14 protein-coding genes are annotated in these 15,515 nt (G+C 71.6%); 13 read left to right on the forward strand and 1 reads right to left on the reverse strand.

The genetic code is table 11. The features are described from left to right. Positions 1-8: 8 nt before the first annotated feature. Positions 9-2,174, reverse strand: a complete 2,166-nt coding sequence (locus tag BLW82_RS35150) for an ATP-binding protein (protein WP_177233171.1) — start codon at positions 2,172-2,174, stop codon at positions 9-11. A gap of 146 nt (positions 2,175-2,320) precedes the next feature. Between BLW82_RS35150 and BLW82_RS35155 the strand changes: the two genes are divergently transcribed. The 13 genes from BLW82_RS35155 to nusB all read left to right on the forward strand — a co-directional run bounded on the left by BLW82_RS35155 (position 2,321) and on the right by nusB (position 15,402). Next, entirely contained in the window at positions 2,321-2,761 is a 441-nt protein-coding gene (locus BLW82_RS35155) for a DUF948 domain-containing protein (protein ID WP_093505358.1), read from the forward strand. Positions 2,762-2,773: 12 nt separating this feature from the next. Further along, positions 2,774-3,121 carry a hypothetical protein gene (locus BLW82_RS35160; RefSeq protein ID WP_093505360.1) on the forward strand — a complete coding sequence of 116 codons (348 nt, stop codon included), beginning with the start codon at positions 2,774-2,776 and terminating at the stop codon, positions 3,119-3,121. Beyond that, complete coding sequence (gene alaS / locus BLW82_RS35165) at positions 3,121-5,793, forward strand: alanine--tRNA ligase (RefSeq protein WP_093505362.1); 2,673 nt, start codon at positions 3,121-3,123, stop codon at positions 5,791-5,793. Before BLW82_RS35160 ends, alaS begins: the two co-directional genes overlap by 1 nt. 14 nt (positions 5,794-5,807) lie before the next feature. Then, positions 5,808-6,272, forward strand: coding sequence for a Holliday junction resolvase RuvX (gene ruvX / locus BLW82_RS35170; RefSeq protein ID WP_093505364.1), 465 nt, complete (start codon positions 5,808-5,810; stop codon positions 6,270-6,272). A 123-nt stretch (positions 6,273-6,395) separates the two neighbouring features. Next, positions 6,396-8,114, forward strand: coding sequence for an endolytic transglycosylase MltG (mltG, locus tag BLW82_RS35180; RefSeq protein WP_093505368.1), 1,719 nt, complete (start codon positions 6,396-6,398; stop codon positions 8,112-8,114). Next, positions 8,095-8,937, forward strand: a complete 843-nt coding sequence (locus BLW82_RS35185) for a shikimate dehydrogenase (protein WP_093505370.1) — start codon at positions 8,095-8,097, stop codon at positions 8,935-8,937. Before mltG ends, BLW82_RS35185 begins: the two co-directional genes overlap by 20 nt. Positions 8,938-9,103: 166 nt before the next feature. Next, positions 9,104-10,288 carry a chorismate synthase gene (gene aroC / locus BLW82_RS35190; protein ID WP_093505372.1) on the forward strand — a complete coding sequence of 395 codons (1,185 nt, stop codon included), beginning with the start codon at positions 9,104-9,106 and terminating at the stop codon, positions 10,286-10,288. Between the two features lie 32 nt (positions 10,289-10,320). Next, positions 10,321-10,803: a shikimate kinase gene (locus BLW82_RS35195; protein WP_093508441.1), complete on the forward strand. Its 483-nt coding sequence runs from the start codon at positions 10,321-10,323 to the stop codon at positions 10,801-10,803. Continuing rightward, positions 10,800-11,891, forward strand: a complete 1,092-nt coding sequence (aroB, locus tag BLW82_RS35200; protein ID WP_093505374.1) for a 3-dehydroquinate synthase — start codon at positions 10,800-10,802, stop codon at positions 11,889-11,891. The genes BLW82_RS35195 and aroB overlap by 4 nt, the downstream gene beginning before the upstream one ends. 142 nt (positions 11,892-12,033) lie before the next feature. Then, positions 12,034-12,843: a Pro-rich N-terminal domain-containing protein gene (locus tag BLW82_RS35205; protein ID WP_093505376.1), complete on the forward strand. Its 810-nt coding sequence runs from the start codon at positions 12,034-12,036 to the stop codon at positions 12,841-12,843. 399 nt (positions 12,844-13,242) lie between these two features. Then, entirely contained in the window at positions 13,243-14,349 is a 1,107-nt protein-coding gene (locus BLW82_RS35210) for an aminopeptidase P family protein (RefSeq protein WP_093505378.1), read from the forward strand. 52 nt (positions 14,350-14,401) lie between these two features. Continuing rightward, the gene (gene efp / locus BLW82_RS35215) at positions 14,402-14,968 is read left to right on the forward strand and encodes an elongation factor P (protein WP_046726575.1); all 567 of its coding nucleotides are present in this window, start codon (positions 14,402-14,404) and stop codon (positions 14,966-14,968) included. 2 nt (positions 14,969-14,970) lie between these two features. Next, on the forward strand, positions 14,971-15,402 hold the full coding sequence (gene nusB, locus BLW82_RS35220; protein WP_093505380.1) for a transcription antitermination factor NusB: 432 nt from the start codon (positions 14,971-14,973) through the stop codon (positions 15,400-15,402). Positions 15,403-15,515 lie beyond the last annotated feature (113 nt).

A 15,515-nucleotide genomic window follows, 5' to 3' on the forward strand; every position in this document is an offset into this window, starting at 1 on the left:
GCTCAGCGTCAGCCCGCCGTCTCCCCGCCCTTCCGGGTGGGCGAGGCGGCGGGCTTCCGCATGCCGGCGCCGTCCGGTTGCCGCCGTACCGGCCCCCGGGGCGCGGGCAGTACGTCCACCGGACGCACGCCGAAGTACTCCAGCGCCCGGGCCACCGCCGCCTCCCGGTCCAGCAGTGCCCCCTGCCGTACGCACTCCGCGTACCGTTCGTCGCCCAGCGCCCGCCGGGCCGTCGCCTCGCACAGCTGGTGCGGGGCGTTGTAGTGCGCCGAGCCGAACAGCGGCAGGCCCACCGACGGCCACATGCGCCCGGCGGCGCCCTGCAGCACCGCCGCCTCCGCGGGATCACCCTGCGCCACCGTCACCAGGGCGAGCAGCTCGATCGCCAGCACCGAACCCAGCAGGTCCCGGAAACCGTGGGCGTGGACCAGGCAGTCGGTCAGCAGCTCCCGGGCCGCCGCGTGGTCGCCGTCCTGCCAGGCCGCGTACGCCAGCACGTACAGCGCGTACGAGCGGGCCCAGCGTTCGCCGTGGTCCTCGCACACCCGGCGCACGTCCTCGCACAGCCGCACCGCGTCCGCCAGATCGCCGCGGAACGCCCTGGTCATCGCCAGCTCGACCTGGCCCATCAGGACATTGCTGTTGAGCTCGCCGATCTCCTGGTAGCGGACCAGCGCCGAGCGCAGCAGCGTCTCGGCGCGCGCCATGTCGTCCGTGACCAGCGCCAGACAGCCCGTCCGGTGCTCCGCGTACGCCACCGCCGTCGGGTCGGCGGCCACCTCGGCCTCCGCACGGCACTCCCGGAGCGCGGCGAGGGCGGGCACCGCCTCGCCCTGGAGGATCGCCACGTAGCCCAGCACCCACAGCGCCTTCAGCCGGGACCGCGGATACTCCGAGTCCAGCTCCAGACTCCGCTCCAGCCAGCGCCGCCCCTCCGAGAGCCGCCCGCAGCCCGCCCAGCAGAACCACAGCGAGCCCGCCAGGTACTGCCCCAGGTGCGCCTCGTCCGGCTCGGTCAGGCAGCGGTCCAGGGCCGACCGCAGATTCGGCAGTTCGGCCTCGACCCGCGCGGCCACCTCGCCCTGCCGCGGCGAGAACCACTCCAGCTCGCACCAGGTCGCCAGCCCCATGAACCAGTCGCGGTGCCGGCGCCGCAGCCGCTCCGCGTCCCCCGCCGCCGCGAGCCAGTCCGCGCCGTACGCCCGCACGGTGTCGAGCATCCGGTAGCGCACGCCCGACCCCGTCTCCGCACGCGAGACCACCGACTGGGCGAGCAGCTCCGTCAGCACGTCCAGGACCTCCTCGGCCGCCAGCCCGTCCCCGCTGCACACGTACTCGGCGGCCTCCAGGTCGAAGGTCCCCGCGAACACCGACAGCCGGGCCCAGAGCAACCGCTCGGCGGGCGTGCACAGTTCGTGGCTCCAGCCGATCGCGGTGCGCAGCGTCCGGTGGCGGGGGAGCGCGTCCTGCCCGCCGCCGGTCAGCAGCCGGAACCGGTCGTCGAGCCGCGCCAGCAACTGCCCGGGCGACAGCGCCCGCAGCCGCCCCGCCGCCAGCTCGACCGCCAGCGGGATCCCGTCCAGGCGCCGGCACACCTCGCGCACCTCCGGGCAGTCCCGCACCTGGAGCCCCTGCCGCCCGGCGCGCTCGGCGAACAGCTCCACCGCCTCGTCCGCGCCGAGCGGCCCCAGCGGGAACAGCCGCTCGCCGGCGACCCCGAGCGGCCGTCGGCCCACCGCCAGCACGGCCAGGTCCGGCAGCTGCCGCAGCAGCCCGGCCACCAGCCCGGCGCACGCGTCGACCAGATGCTCGACCCCGTCGAGCAGCAGCAGGATCCGGCGGCCGGCCAGCTGATCGACGAGGGTCTCGCGCGGCAGCCGGGTGGTGTGGTCGGTCAGCCCGAGCGCTTCCACGACCGCGTAGTCCACGAACTCCGGATCGCGCACCGGCGCCAGATCCACCCGCCAGACCCCGTCCCGGGGTGCGGCACCGGCCGCCGCCCGGGCCGCCAGCCGGGACTTTCCCACGCCGCCCGGCCCGGTCACCGTCACCAGCCGGCTGGACTCCAGGACCCGGGTCAGCTCGCCGAGTTCGGCCGCGCGGCCCACGAACGCGGTCAGTTCCAGGGGTAGATTGCCGTCCGCCGAAGGGCCGGGGCGCTGAGGACCTCGCATGGGACACGGAGCGTACTCAAGCGTGTTCGGTCCGTACAGCCGCTTCCCGCAACTCCGCCGCTCGCGCGCGGTAATCCGGTACGGACCCGCACGTCCCGCGCGATAGGCTCAGTGCTCAGTCGATTTCGCGGAAGAGCGGGAAGCGGGTGCGCGCGGTGTCCGGTGGAGAGGTGGCCGGGATCCTGGTGGCCGTCTTCTGGGCGATCCTGGTCTCCTTCCTCGCGGTGGCACTCGTGAGGCTGGCCCAGACGCTCAAGGCGACGACCAAGCTCGTGGCGGACGTGACCGATCAGGCCGTCCCGCTGCTCGCCGACGCCTCCGCGGCCGTCCGCTCCGCGCAGACCCAGATCGAGCGGGTCGACGCGATCGCCTCCGACGTCCAGGAGGTCACGTCCAACGCCTCCGCGCTGTCCACCACGGTCGCCTCCACCTTCGGCGGCCCCCTGGTCAAGGTCGCGGCCTTCGGCTACGGCGTGCGCCGGGCACTGGCCGGCCGCAAGGCGGACGTGCCCGTGAAGGAGCCCGGGCGTACGGTGATCGTGGGCCGGACGGTCCCGGCCGCCCGGCGGAAGAACCGGGGAAAGTAGGAGCCAGGCCATATGTTCCGCCGTACGTTCTGGTTCACCACCGGTGTCGCCGCCGGAGTGTGGGCCACCACCAAGGTCAACCGCAAGCTGAGGCAGCTGACCCCCGAGAGCCTCGCCGCCACCGCCGCGAACAAGGCCCTGGAGACCGGTCACCGGATCAAGGACCGGGCGATCGGCTTCGCGCTGGACGTCCGCGACAACATGGCCCAGCGGGAGGAGGAACTGGGCGACGCGCTCGGTATCAACGCTGACCCCGAACTCCCCGCACCCCGGCGGTTCGCCGCCATCGAGAACCGCAGCAACCCGAAGTACGCCGATGACAGGACGACGTACTCGTACAACCGGAATGAGGACCACTGATGGAGTCGGCTGAGATTCGCCGCCGCTGGCTGAGCTTCTACGAGGAGCGCGGGCACACCGTCGTCCCTTCGGCGTCGCTCATCGCGGACGACCCGACTCTGCTCCTCGTCCCGGCCGGCATGGTGCCCTTCAAGCCCTACTTCCTCGGTGAGGTCAAGCCGCCGTGGGCGCGCGCCACCAGCGTGCAGAAGTGCGTGCGCACCCCCGACATCGAAGAGGTCGGCAAGACCACCCGGCACGGCACCTTCTTCCAGATGTGCGGCAACTTCTCCTTCGGCGACTACTTCAAGGAAGGCGCCATCAAGTACGCCTGGGAGCTGCTGACCACGCCCCAGGACAAGGGCGGTTACGGCCTGGAACCGGACCGGCTGTGGATCACCGTCTACAAGGACGACGACGAGGCCGAGCGCATCTGGCACGAGGTCATCGGCGTGCCGAAGGAGCGCATCCAGCGCCTCGGCATGAAGGACAACTACTGGTCCATGGGCGTCCCCGGCCCGTGCGGCCCGTGTTCCGAGATCAACTACGACCGCGGCCCCGAGTTCGGCGTCGAGGGCGGCCCGGCCGTCAACGACGAGCGGTACGTGGAGATCTGGAACCTGGTCTTCATGCAGTACGAGCGCGGCGAGGGCATCGGCAAGGACAACTTCGAGATCCTCGGCGAGCTGCCCAGCAAGAACATCGACACGGGCCTCGGCCTGGAGCGTCTCGCCATGATTCTGCAGGGCGTGCAGAACATGTACGAGATCGACACGTCCATGGCCGTCATCAAGAAGGCCACCGAGCTGACCGGCGTCCGCTACGGCGACGCCCACGCCTCGGACGTCTCGCTGCGCGTCGTCACCGACCACATGCGCACGTCGGTCATGCTCATCGGCGACGGCGTCACCCCCGGCAACGAGGGCCGCGGCTACGTGCTGCGCCGCATCATGCGCCGCGCCATCCGCAACATGCGCCTCCTCGGCGCCACCGGCCCGGTCGTCCTCGACCTCATCGACACCGTGATCGCCATGATGGGCCAGCAGTACCCGGAGCTGGTCACCGACCGCGAGCGCATCGAGAAGGTGGCCGTCGCCGAGGAGAACGCCTTCCTCAAGACGCTGAAGGCCGGCACCAACATCCTCGACACGGCCGTCACCGAGACCAAGGAGTCCGGCGGCTCCGTGCTCGCCGGCGACAAGGCGTTCCTGCTCCACGACACCTGGGGCTTCCCGATCGACCTCACCCTCGAAATGGCCGCCGAACAGGGCCTCTCGGTGGACGAGGAGGGCTTCCGCCGCCTGATGAAGGAGCAGCGGGAGCGCGCCAAGGCCGACGCCCAGGCCAAGAAGACCGGGCACGCCGGGGCCGGCGCCTACCGCGAGATCGCCGACAGGACCGGCGAGACCGACTTCATCGGCTACTCCGACACCGAGGGCGAGACCACGATCGTCGGCATCCTCGTCGACGGCGTCTCCTCCCCGGCCGCCAGTGAGGGCGACGAGGTCGAGATCGTCCTGGACCGTACCCCGTTCTACGCCGAGGGCGGCGGCCAGATCGGCGACACCGGCCGGATCAGGGTCGACACCGGTGCCGTCATCGAGATCCGCGACACCCAGAAGCCGGTCCCGGGCGTCTACGTCCACAAGGGCGTCGTGCTGGTCGGCGAGGTGACGGTCGGCGCCAAGGCCCACGCCGCGATCGACTCCCGGCGCCGGACCGCCATCGCCCGCGCCCACTCGGCCACCCACCTCACCCACCAGGCGCTGCGCGACGCCCTCGGCCCGACGGCCGCCCAGGCCGGTTCGGAGAACCAGCCCGGCCGCTTCCGCTTCGACTTCGGCTCGCCGTCCGCCGTTCCGACGGCCGTGATGACCGACGTGGAGCAGAAGATCAACGAGGTGCTCGCCCGCGACCTCGACGTGCGCGCCGACGTCATGGCCATCGACGAGGCCAAGAAGCAGGGCGCCATCGCCGAGTTCGGCGAGAAGTACGGCGAGCGGGTCCGCGTGGTGACCATCGGCGACTTCTCCAAGGAGCTGTGCGGCGGCACCCACGTCCACAACACCTCCCAGCTGGGCCTGGTGAAGCTGCTCGGCGAGTCCTCGATCGGCTCGGGGGTACGCCGTATCGAGGCCCTCGTCGGCGTCGACGCCTACAACTTCCTGGCCCGTGAGCACACGGTCGTCGCCCAGCTCCAGGAGCTGATCAAGGGCCGCCCGGAGGAGCTGCCGGAGAAGGTCTCCGCGATGCTCGGCAAGCTGAAGGACGCCGAGAAGGAGATCGAGAAGTTCCGCGCCGAGAAGGTGCTGCAGGCCGCCGGTGGCCTCGTCGAGTCCGCCAAGGACATCCGCGGCATCGCCGTGGTGACCGGCCAGCTCCCGGACGGCACCACCCCGGACGACCTGCGCAAGCTCGTTCTCGACGTGCGCGGCCGCATCCAGGGCGGGCGCGCCGCCGTGGTCGCCCTGTTCACGGTCAACAACGGCAAGCCGCTCACGGTCATCGCCACCAACGACGCCGCCCGCGACCGCGGCCTCAAGGCCGGTGACCTGGTCCGCACCGCCGCCAAGACGCTCGGCGGCGGCGGTGGCGGCAAGCCGGACGTCGCCCAGGGCGGCGGCCAGAACCCGGCCGCGGTCGGCGAGGCCATCGACGCCGTCGAACGCCTCGTGACCGAGACCGCCAAGTAAGGAAACGGTCGGAAATGCGCAAAGGACGTCGACTCGCGATCGACGTCGGGGACGCCCGGATCGGGGTCGCCTCGTGTGACCCCGACGGGATCCTCGCCACCCCGGTCGAGACGGTCCCCGGCCGGGACATCCCGGCGGCCCACCGCAGGCTGCGGCAACTGGTCGAGGAGTACGAACCCGTCGAGGTCGTCGTCGGACTCCCGCGCTCCCTGAAGGGAGGCGAGGGCCCGGCCGCCGTCAAGGTCCGGGCCTTCGCGCAGGAGCTGGCCAAGGGTGTCGAACCGGTGCCGGTCAGGCTGGTCGACGAGCGGATGACGACCGTGACGGCCAGTCAGGGGCTGCGGGCCTCGGGGGTGAAGTCCAAGAAGGGACGCTCGGTCATCGACCAGGCAGCCGCTGTGATCATCCTCCAGCAGGCGCTGGAATCCGAACGGGTGTCAGGTAAACCACCCGGCGAGGGCGTCGAAGTAGTCATCTGATCGCGATACGGTAACGTTCCGCGCGATGCGATGGTTTTCGAACAGCCACCGCACAGCAAGAGGCGGAACGGTCGGTCGGCCCACCAGCCGCGTGACGCGCCGCCTCGCGGCTCTAGGGGATCGATGACTGAGTATGGCCGGGGCCCAGGCTCCGAACCGTGGCACCCGGAGGACCCGTTGTACGGGGACGACGGGTGGGGAGGACAGCAGGCCCACGTGGGTCAGCAGTCCCCCTACGGCGGCCAGCCGCAGCACTACCCGCAGCAGTCGCAGCAGGAGCAGTACGGCGACTGGGGCCAGTACCCGCAGGGCGGGTACGACCAGCAGCAGTACGCGTACTACGACGAGCAGGGCCAACTCCGCTACGCCGACGGGCACGGCCAGCAGCAGTACGACCAGCAGCAGTACGTCGGCCACGCCCCGCAGCAGTACCACCAGGGCACCTGGGACGCGACCGGCACCCACGGCCACGTCCCCTACGCCGCCGACCCTGGCGACCCCTACGGTCAGCAGCCCGCGGCCTACGGCGCCGAGCAGCCCGACTTCTACGGCACCGAGGACGCCTACCCGCCCCCGGAGCCGCCCGGCCGCCGGCGCCCCGAGCCGGAAGCGCAGCCGGATCCCGCCGTCGAGGAGGGGGAAGAGGAGCAGCACCCCTTCTTCACCGGCGCCGACGACGATGACGACGACGGGGACGACGATCCGAAAGGACGCCGCGGTGGTGGCCGCGGCAAGGACGCCAAAGGGGGCAAGGGCGCCAAGAAACGCCGCAGCGGCTGTGCCTGCCTCGTGGTCTGCCTGGTCTTCGGCGGCGGCGCGGCCACCGTCGGCTACTTCGGCTGGCACTTCTACCAAAATCGTTTCGGCGCGGCCCCGGACTACGCGGGCAGCGGCTCCGCCGAGACCGTGACCGTCCAGATCCCCAAGGGGGCCGGCGGATACGAGATCGGCCGCCGCCTGAAGGAGGCCGGCGTCGTCAAGAGCGTCGACGCGTTCGTCCACGCGCAGAACCAGAACACGAGGGGCGACACGATCCAGGCGGGCGCCTACACGCTCAAGAAGGAGATGTCCGCCGCGAGCTGTGTGCTGCTGATGCTCGACCCGAAGAGCCAGGCCAATGTGGTGGTCACCCCGGGCGAGCGCGCGACGGCCGTCTACGTGGCGCTCGACAAGAAACTCGGCCTTTCCCCCGGCACCTCCAAGAAAGCCGCCAAGGCCCAGTACAAGACCCTCGGCCTGCCGAGTTACGCGAACTCCAACAGCAAGATCATGGACCCGCTGGAAGGATTCCTCTACCCGGGCACCTATCCCGCGGCCAAGGGCATGAAGCCCGAGGCGGTGCTGAAACAGATGGTCGCCGCGGCCAAGGAGGAGTACGCCGCCTACGACTTGGAGGCGGAGGCCAAGAAGTACGATCTGGACAGCCCGCTGCAGGTCATCACGGTCGCGAGCCTCGTTCAGGCCGAAGGAAAGACGCACGACGACTTCCGCAAGATGGCGGAAGTGATCTACAACCGTCTCAAGCCCACGAACACCGAGACGAACCAGAAGCTGCAATTCGACTCGACCTTCAACTACCTGAAGGGCACCAGCAACATCCACATCAGCGAGTCGGAGATCAACAGCAACAGGGACCCGTACAACACGTACACCCAGAAGGGGCTTCCGCCCGGTCCGATCGGCAACCCCGGCGAGGACGCGCTCAAGGCGGCACTGAATCCGACCGACGAGGGCTGGATCTATTTCGTGGCGACAGACGGCCAGAACAACACCGAATTCGCCAAGACCTACGCGGAATTCCAGCAGCTCAAGGAAAAATTCAATGCCAACTCGGGCAACTGACGACGCCCGCCGGGCCGCCGTGCTCGGTAAGCCCATCGCCCACTCCCTCTCCCCGGTGCTGCACCGGGCCGCGTACGGCGAACTCGGCCTCGCCGACTGGTCGTACGAGCGCTTCGAGGTCGACGAGGCCGGGCTGCCCGGCTTCCTCGCGTCGCTGGGACCGGAGTGGGCGGGGCTGTCGCTGACCATGCCGCTGAAGCGGGCGGTCATCCCGCTGGTCGACGAGATCAGCGAGACGGCCGCCTCGGTCGACGCGGTCAACACCGTCGTCTTCGCCGAGGACGGACGCCGCCTCGGCGACAACACCGACATTCCGGGCATGGTCGCCGCGCTCCGCGAGCACGGAATCGAACAGGTCGGCTCCGCCGCCATCCTCGGTGCCGGTGCCACCGCCTCCTCCGCGCTGGCCGCCCTGGCCCGGATCTGCACCGGCGAGGTCGTCGCCTACGTCCGCAGCGCGGAGCGCGCCGCCGAGATGCGGCACTGGGGCGAGCGGCTCGACGTCGAGGTCCGCACCGCCGACTGGGCCGACGCGGAGCAGGCCCTGCACGCGCCGCTGGTGATCGCCACCACCCCCGCCGGCACCACCGACGCCCTCGCCGGCGCCGTGCCGGAGTGCCCCACCACCCTCTTCGACGTCCTCTACCACCCCTGGCCCACCGCGCTGGCCGCCCGCTGGTCGATGTTCGGAGGCGCCGTCGTCAGCGGCCTCGACCTCCTGGTGCACCAGGCGGTGCTTCAGGTCGAGCAGATGACCGGTCGGAGCCCGGCGCCGCTGGACGCCATGCGCCGGGCCGGGGAGAAGGCGCTCGCCGAGCGCTGACCTGACGGATCCGCGTCCGTCTGCTGGACCGGGCGCCGGGTCGAGGGCCCGGACGTGGGAGGATCGGACATGACGGACCGGACCACGCCCACCCGGTCGGCCGTCGCCGTACGCGAGGACGCGTGTACGCAGGGCAGTACCAGGGCGCGAGCACTGAGGAGCATCGTTGAGCAGGCTGCGTTGGCTGACCGCGGGGGAGTCCCACGGTCCCGCACTTGTCGCGACGCTGGAGGGCCTTCCCGCCGGCGTGCCGATCACGACCGAGATGGTCGCCGACCACCTGGAGCGGCGGCGGCTCGGCTACGGCCGCGGTGCGCGCATGAAGTTCGAGCGGGACGAGGTCACCTTCCTCGGCGGCGTCCGGCACGGTCTCACCCTCGGCTCCCCGGTCGCGATCATGGTGGGCAACACCGAGTGGCCCAAGTGGGAGCAGGTCATGGCGGCCGACCCGGTCGACCCGGAGATCCTCGCCGGGCTGGCTCGCAACGCCCCGCTGACCCGCCCGCGCCCCGGTCACGCCGACCTCGCCGGCATGCAGAAGTACGGCTTCGACGAGGCCCGGCCGGTCCTGGAGCGGGCCTCCGCGCGGGAGACGGCCGCCCGGGTGGCGCTGGGCGCGGTGGCCCGGTCGTACCTGAAGGAGACGGCCGGCATCGAGATCGTCTCGCACGTCGTCGAGCTGTGCTCCGTGAAGGCGCCGGCCGGCGTCTACCCCACCCCCGCGGACGTCGAGAAGCTGGACGCCGACCCGCTGCGCTGCCTGGACGCGGACGCGTCGAAGGCGATGGTCGCGGAGGTCGACCAGGCGCACAAGGACGGCGACACGCTCGGCGGCGTGGTGGAGGTGCTGGCCTACGGCGTCCCGGTCGGCCTCGGCTCGCACGTGCACTGGGACCGGAAGCTGGACGCCCGCCTCGCCGGGGCCCTGATGGGGATCCAGGCGATCAAGGGCGTGGAGATCGGCGACGGCTTCGAGCTGGCCCGGGTGCCGGGCTCGAAGGCGCACGACGAGATCGTGAGCACGTCCGAGGGCATCCGCCGTGTCTCCGGGCGCGCGGGCGGCACCGAGGGCGGCCTGTCCACCGGCGAGCTGCTCCGTGTCCGGGCCGCGATGAAGCCGATCGCGACCGTGCCGCGGGCCCTGCAGACCGTGGACGTGGCGACCGGCGAGGCCACCCAGGCCCATCACCAGCGCTCGGACGTGTCGGCGGTGCCGGCCGCCGGAATCGTCGCCGAGGCGATGGTCGCGCTCGTCCTCGCGGACGCGGTCGCGGAGAAGTTCGGCGGCGACTCGGTCCCCGAGACCCGCCGGAACGTCCGGTCGTACCTCGAGAACCTGGCCATCCGGTGACCGGCGCACCGCGGGTGGTGCTGGTCGGGCCGATGGGCGTGGGCAAGTCCACGGTCGGGCTGCTGCTGGCCGAGCGGCTCGGCGTCGGCTACCGGGACACCGACGAGGACATCGTCACCGCCGAGGGCCGCGCCATCGCCGACATCTTCGTGGCCGAGGGCGAGCCGGCCTTCCGGGCGATCGAGAAGCGGGCGGTGCGGGCGGCGCTGGCCGAGCACGAGGGCGTCCTCGCGCTCGGCGGGGGCGCGATCCTCGACGCGGAGACGCGTGGTCTGCTCGCCGGCCGCACGGTGGTCTACCTCTCGATGGACGTGGAGGAGGCCGTCAAGCGCACCGGCCTGAACGCGGCCCGGCCCCTGCTCGCCATCAACCCGCGCAAGCAGTGGCGCGAGCTGATGGAGGCGCGGCGGCACCTGTACGAGGAGGTCGCCACGGCCGTCGTGGCGACCGACGGCCGTACGCCCGAAGAGGTCACCCAAGCAGCCCTGGACGCACTGGAGTTGAAGGAAGCATGAGCGAGGCAGTCACCCGGATCCAGGTCGGCGGCACGGCGGGCACCGAGCCGTACGAGGTCCTGGTGGGCCGTCAGCTCCTCGGCGAGCTGGGCGGGTTGATCGGGGACAGGGTGAAGCGGGTGGCCGTGATCCACCCCGAGGCGCTCGCCGAGACGGGCGACGCGCTCCGCGCCGACCTGGCCGAGCAGGGCTACGAGGCCGTCGCCATCCAGGTGCCCAACGCCGAGGAGGCCAAGACCGCCGAGGTGGCCGCCTACTGCTGGAAGGCGCTCGGCCAGTCCGGCTTCACCCGCTCCGACATCGTCGTCGGCGTGGGCGGCGGTTCGACCACGGACCTCGCCGGTTTCGTGGCCGCGACCTGGCTGCGGGGCGTCCGCTGGATCGCCGTCCCGACCACCGTCCTCGCGATGGTGGACGCGGCGGTCGGCGGCAAGACCGGCATCAACACGGCCGAGGGCAAGAACCTGGTCGGCGCCTTCCACCCCCCGGCGGGCGTCCTGTGCGACCTGGCCGCCCTCGACTCGCTCCCGGTCAACGACTACGTCTCCGGACTCGCCGAGATCATCAAGGCCGGCTTCATCGCCGACCCGGTGATCCTGGAGCTCATCGAGTCCGACCCCGAGGCCGCCCGCACCCCGGCCGGCCCGCACACGGCCGAACTGATCGAGCGCTCCATCCGGGTGAAGGCGGAGGTCGTCTCCTGCGACCTCAAGGAATCGGGCCTGCGCGAGATCCTCAACTACGGCCACACGCTCGGCCACGCCATCGAGAAGAACGAGCGCTACAAGTGGCGGCACGGCGCGGCGGTCGCCGTAGGCATGCACTTCGCCGCGGAACTGGGCCGGCTGGCCGGCCGCCTGGACGACGCGACGGCCGACCGCCACCGCACGGTCCTGGAGTCCGTCGGTCTCCCGCTGCACTACCGCTACGACCAGTGGCCCAAGCTGGTCGAGACCATGAAGGTCGACAAGAAGTCCCGCGGCGACCTGCTCCGCTTCATCGTCCTGGACGGCCTCGCCAAGCCGACCGTCCTGGAGGGCCCGGACCCGGCCGTGCTGCTCGCCGCGTACGGCGAGGTCGGGCAGTAGGTCCGCGACTGTTCCTTCCGCCCGATCAGCCTCCCGGCACGGGCACTTCGGACCGCCCCCGGCCGTTTCACCAAACGACCACCGGGGGCGGTACCGTTCGGTAACGAGCGCGGCCGAACATCACGAGACGGAGTGGCACCGGATGCAGCACGCAGTGGGATCTCCGCTGCCGCCGCCCCATCAGCCGGGGCAGGGACCGACCGGCTGGCAGCCGGCCGCACAGCACCCGGGAGCGCCGCAGGGCCCCACGCCCGTCCCGCCGCCACCGGCCGCGCCCCCGCAGCCGCCGCTGCCCCCGCTGCCGCCCGAGACCACGGGCCACGTCCCGCTGCCGCCGGGCGCCCCGGTGGGCATGCCGAGCCCGCCCCCCGCCGCCACGGTCCCCGACCCGACCAGCACAACCCTGGCCGTCCTCCTGATCGGCCCCGCCGGTGCGGGCAAGACCAGCGTGGCCAAGTACTGGGCCGACCACCGGCGGGTCCCCACCGCCCACATCAGCCTCGACGACGTCCGCGAGTGGGTCCGCTCCGGCTTCGCCGACCCCCAGTCCGGATGGAACGACCACTCCGAGGCCCAGTACCGCCTCGCCCGCCGCACCTGCGGCTTCGCCGCGCGCAACTTCCTCGCCAACGGCATCTCGTGCATCCTCGACGACGCCGTCTTCCCGGACCGCCCGGTCGTCGGCCTCGGCGGCTGGAAGCGGCACGTGGGCCCCGGCCTCCTCCCGGTCGTCCTCCTCCCCGGCCTCGACATCGTCCTCGAGCGCAACGCGGAGCGCACGGGCAACCGCCGCCTCACCGACGAGGAGGTGGCCCGCATCCACGGCCGCATGGCCGGCTGGTACGGCTCCGGCCTCCCGATCATCGACAACTCCCAGCTCGACGTCCCAGCAACGGCCCGAGTCCTCGACGAGGTCCTGACCCGAGCAATAGCCAGCCCCCCAACCTGGTAACGAGGACCCACCGGAGAACCCCAGGGGCACGGAGAACCGCGCGCTCACCCCCACCGCCCCACAGCCGAAACGCGACCGGTCTTTCGCGGGGGCGCGGGGAACCGCGCGGCTGCCCCCCCACCAGCAGCCAGCCGAAAGACGACCGGTTTCTCCAGGGGCGCGGGGAACTGCGCGAATGCCCCCACCGGCGGGCAGCCGAGACACGACCGGTTTTTCCAGGGGCGCGGGGAACTGCGCGAATGCCCCCACCGGCGGGCAGCCGAAACGCGACCGGTCTTTCGAAGGGGCGCGGGGAACTGCGCAAAACCTCCACGCACCCGCACCCGAAAACGGCGCCCAGCCACCCCACTCGGCCCCTTTCAACCGGCACAAACCGCCCACCCCTCCTACGCTCGACTCATGTCAGACGTGTACGCGGCCCGCCGAACCAGGCTGAGGGAACGCTGCCACGCGGCCGGCAGCCAGTCCGCCGTCATCTCGCACCCGGCCAACGTGAGATACCTCGCCGGCGCCGCCCCCAAGGGCTCCGTCCTGCTCCTCGGCAGACGCGAGGACCTCCTCGTCTGCCCCGGCCCGCCGGACGACCGCCCCGGTGAGGCCCGCCCCGACGAGGCCCTGCGGCCGCACCTGCTGGCAGGACCCGGCGGCGACCCCGCCGTGGCCGCCGCCGACCTCGCCGCCGCCCAGGACGCCGACACCCTCGCCGTCGAGGAGCACCACCTCACCGTGGCCCGGCACCGCGCCCTCGCCTCCGTCGCCCCCGCCCTCCGCCTGATCGACCTCGGCAGCACCGTCGAGCAGCTCAGGGTCGTCAAGGACGAGGAGGAGATCTCCTGCCTCCGCATCGGCGCCGAGATCGCCGACCAGGCCCTCGGCGAACTCCTGGAGTCGATCCTCGTCGGCCGTACCGAACGCCACCTCGCCCTGGAGCTGGAGCGCCGCCTGGTCGACCACGGCGCCGACGGCCCGGCCTTCCCCACCTCCGTGGCGACCGGCCCGAACTCCGGCCGCCGCGGCCACCGCCCCACCGACCGGCGGGTCGAGGAGGGCGACTTCCTGACCGTCTGCCTCGGCGCCGCCTACCGCGGCTACCGCTGCGAGATCGGCCGTACCTTCGTCATCGGCACCTCCCCCGCCGACTGGCAGATCGACCTCTACGACCTGGTCTTCGCCGCCCAGCGGGCCGGCCGGGAGAGCCTGGTTCCCGGCGCCGCCCACCGCGACGTCGACCGCGCCGCCCGCCAGGTACTGGACTCCGCGGGCTACGCGGAAGGCCTCCAACCCGTCACCGGACACGGCGTCGGACTCGAAATCGACGAGGACCCGCAGCTCGCCCCTTCAGCCATGGGTAAACTGGACGCTTGCGTGCCGGTCACCGTCGAACCGGGGGTCCACCTCCCGGGCCGGGGCGGCGTCCGGATCGATGACACGCTCGTCGTACGCCCCGAGGCGGACGGCGGACCCGAGCTACTCACCATCACGACCAAGGAGCTGCTCGCACTCTAGGCAAGGTGCGTGCCCCGGGGTCGTCCACGTCAGTCCAGGAGATTCCGCAACCGTGGCTTCCACGAACGACCTCAAGAACGGCCTGGTGCTCAAGCTCGAAGGCGGCCAGCTCTGGTCCGTCGTCGAGTTCCAGCACGTCAAGCCCGGCAAGGGCCCCGCCTTCGTGCGCACCAAGCTCAAGAACGTGCTGTCCGGCAAGGTGGTCGACAAGACCTTCAACGCCGGCGTCAAGGTCGAGACGGCCACTGTCGACAAGCGCGACATGCAGTTCTCGTACATGGACGGCGAGTACTTCGTCTTCATGGACATGGACACGTACGACCAGCTGCACATCGACCGGAAGACCGTCGGCGACGCCGCGAACTTCCTGATCGAGGGCTTCACGGCCGTCGTCGCCCAGCACGAGGGCGAGGTGCTCTTCGTCGAGCTTCCGGCCGCCGTCGAGCTGACCATCCAGGAGACCGAGCCGGGCGTCCAGGGCGACCGCTCCACCGGCGGCACCAAGCCGGCCACCCTGGAGACCGGCCACCAGATCCAGGTCCCGCTCTTCATCACGACCGGTGAGAAGATCAAGGTCGACACCCGCACGAGCGACTACCTCGGCCGGGTGAACAGCTAACCGTGGCTGCCCGCAACACGGCCCGCAAGCGAGCCTTCCAGATCCTCTTCGAGGGCGACCAGCGCGGGGCCGACGTCCTGACCGTGCTCGCGGACTGGATCCGGCTCTCCAGGGACGACACCCGGCAGCCGCCGGTGAGCGAGTACACGATGCAGCTGGTCGAGGGCTACGCCGAGCACACCACGCGTATCGACGAGCTGATCGCGCAGTACGCGGTCGGCTGGACGCTGGACCGGATGCCGGTCGTCGACCGCAACATCCTGCGCCTCGGCGCGTACGAGCTGATCTGGGTCGACGAGACGCCGGACGCCGTCGTCCTCGACGAGATGGTGCAGCTCGCGAAGGAGTTCTCCACGGACGAGTCGCCCTCGTTCGTGAACGGGCTTCTGGGGCGCCTGAAGGAGCTGAAGCCGTCGCTGCGCCGCGAGGCGTGAGCCGACGAGACGCCGGAGGGCCTGCAGCGTGCCTCGCTGCAGGCCCTCCGGCGTTCGTGTGCCCAGTGGGGTGGGTGGTGCGGTGGCAGGGCGGCTGCGGGCCGTGTGGGGCC

The sequence above is a fragment of the Streptomyces sp. Ag109_O5-10 genome (genome assembly GCF_900105755.1).
In the GTDB taxonomy this organism is placed as follows: Bacteria; Actinomycetota; Actinomycetes; order Streptomycetales; family Streptomycetaceae; genus Streptomyces.

Coding starts and splice junctions, on each gene's coding strand:
- BLW82_RS35150 (WP_177233171.1), bottom strand. CDS start 2,174: ATGCGAGGTCCTCAGCGCCCCGGCCCTTCGGCGGACGGCAATCTACCC.
- BLW82_RS35160 (WP_093505360.1), top strand. CDS start 2,774: ATGTTCCGCCGTACGTTCTGGTTCACCACCGGTGTCGCCGCCGGAGTG.
- alaS (WP_093505362.1), top strand. CDS start 3,121: ATGGAGTCGGCTGAGATTCGCCGCCGCTGGCTGAGCTTCTACGAGGAG.
- ruvX (WP_093505364.1), top strand. CDS start 5,808: ATGCGCAAAGGACGTCGACTCGCGATCGACGTCGGGGACGCCCGGATC.
- mltG (WP_093505368.1), top strand. CDS start 6,396: ATGACTGAGTATGGCCGGGGCCCAGGCTCCGAACCGTGGCACCCGGAG.
- BLW82_RS35185 (WP_093505370.1), top strand. CDS start 8,095: ATGCCAACTCGGGCAACTGACGACGCCCGCCGGGCCGCCGTGCTCGGT.
- BLW82_RS35195 (WP_093508441.1), top strand. CDS start 10,321: ATGGGCGTGGGCAAGTCCACGGTCGGGCTGCTGCTGGCCGAGCGGCTC.
- aroB (WP_093505374.1), top strand. CDS start 10,800: ATGAGCGAGGCAGTCACCCGGATCCAGGTCGGCGGCACGGCGGGCACC.
- BLW82_RS35205 (WP_093505376.1), top strand. CDS start 12,034: ATGCAGCACGCAGTGGGATCTCCGCTGCCGCCGCCCCATCAGCCGGGG.
- BLW82_RS35210 (WP_093505378.1), top strand. CDS start 13,243: ATGTCAGACGTGTACGCGGCCCGCCGAACCAGGCTGAGGGAACGCTGC.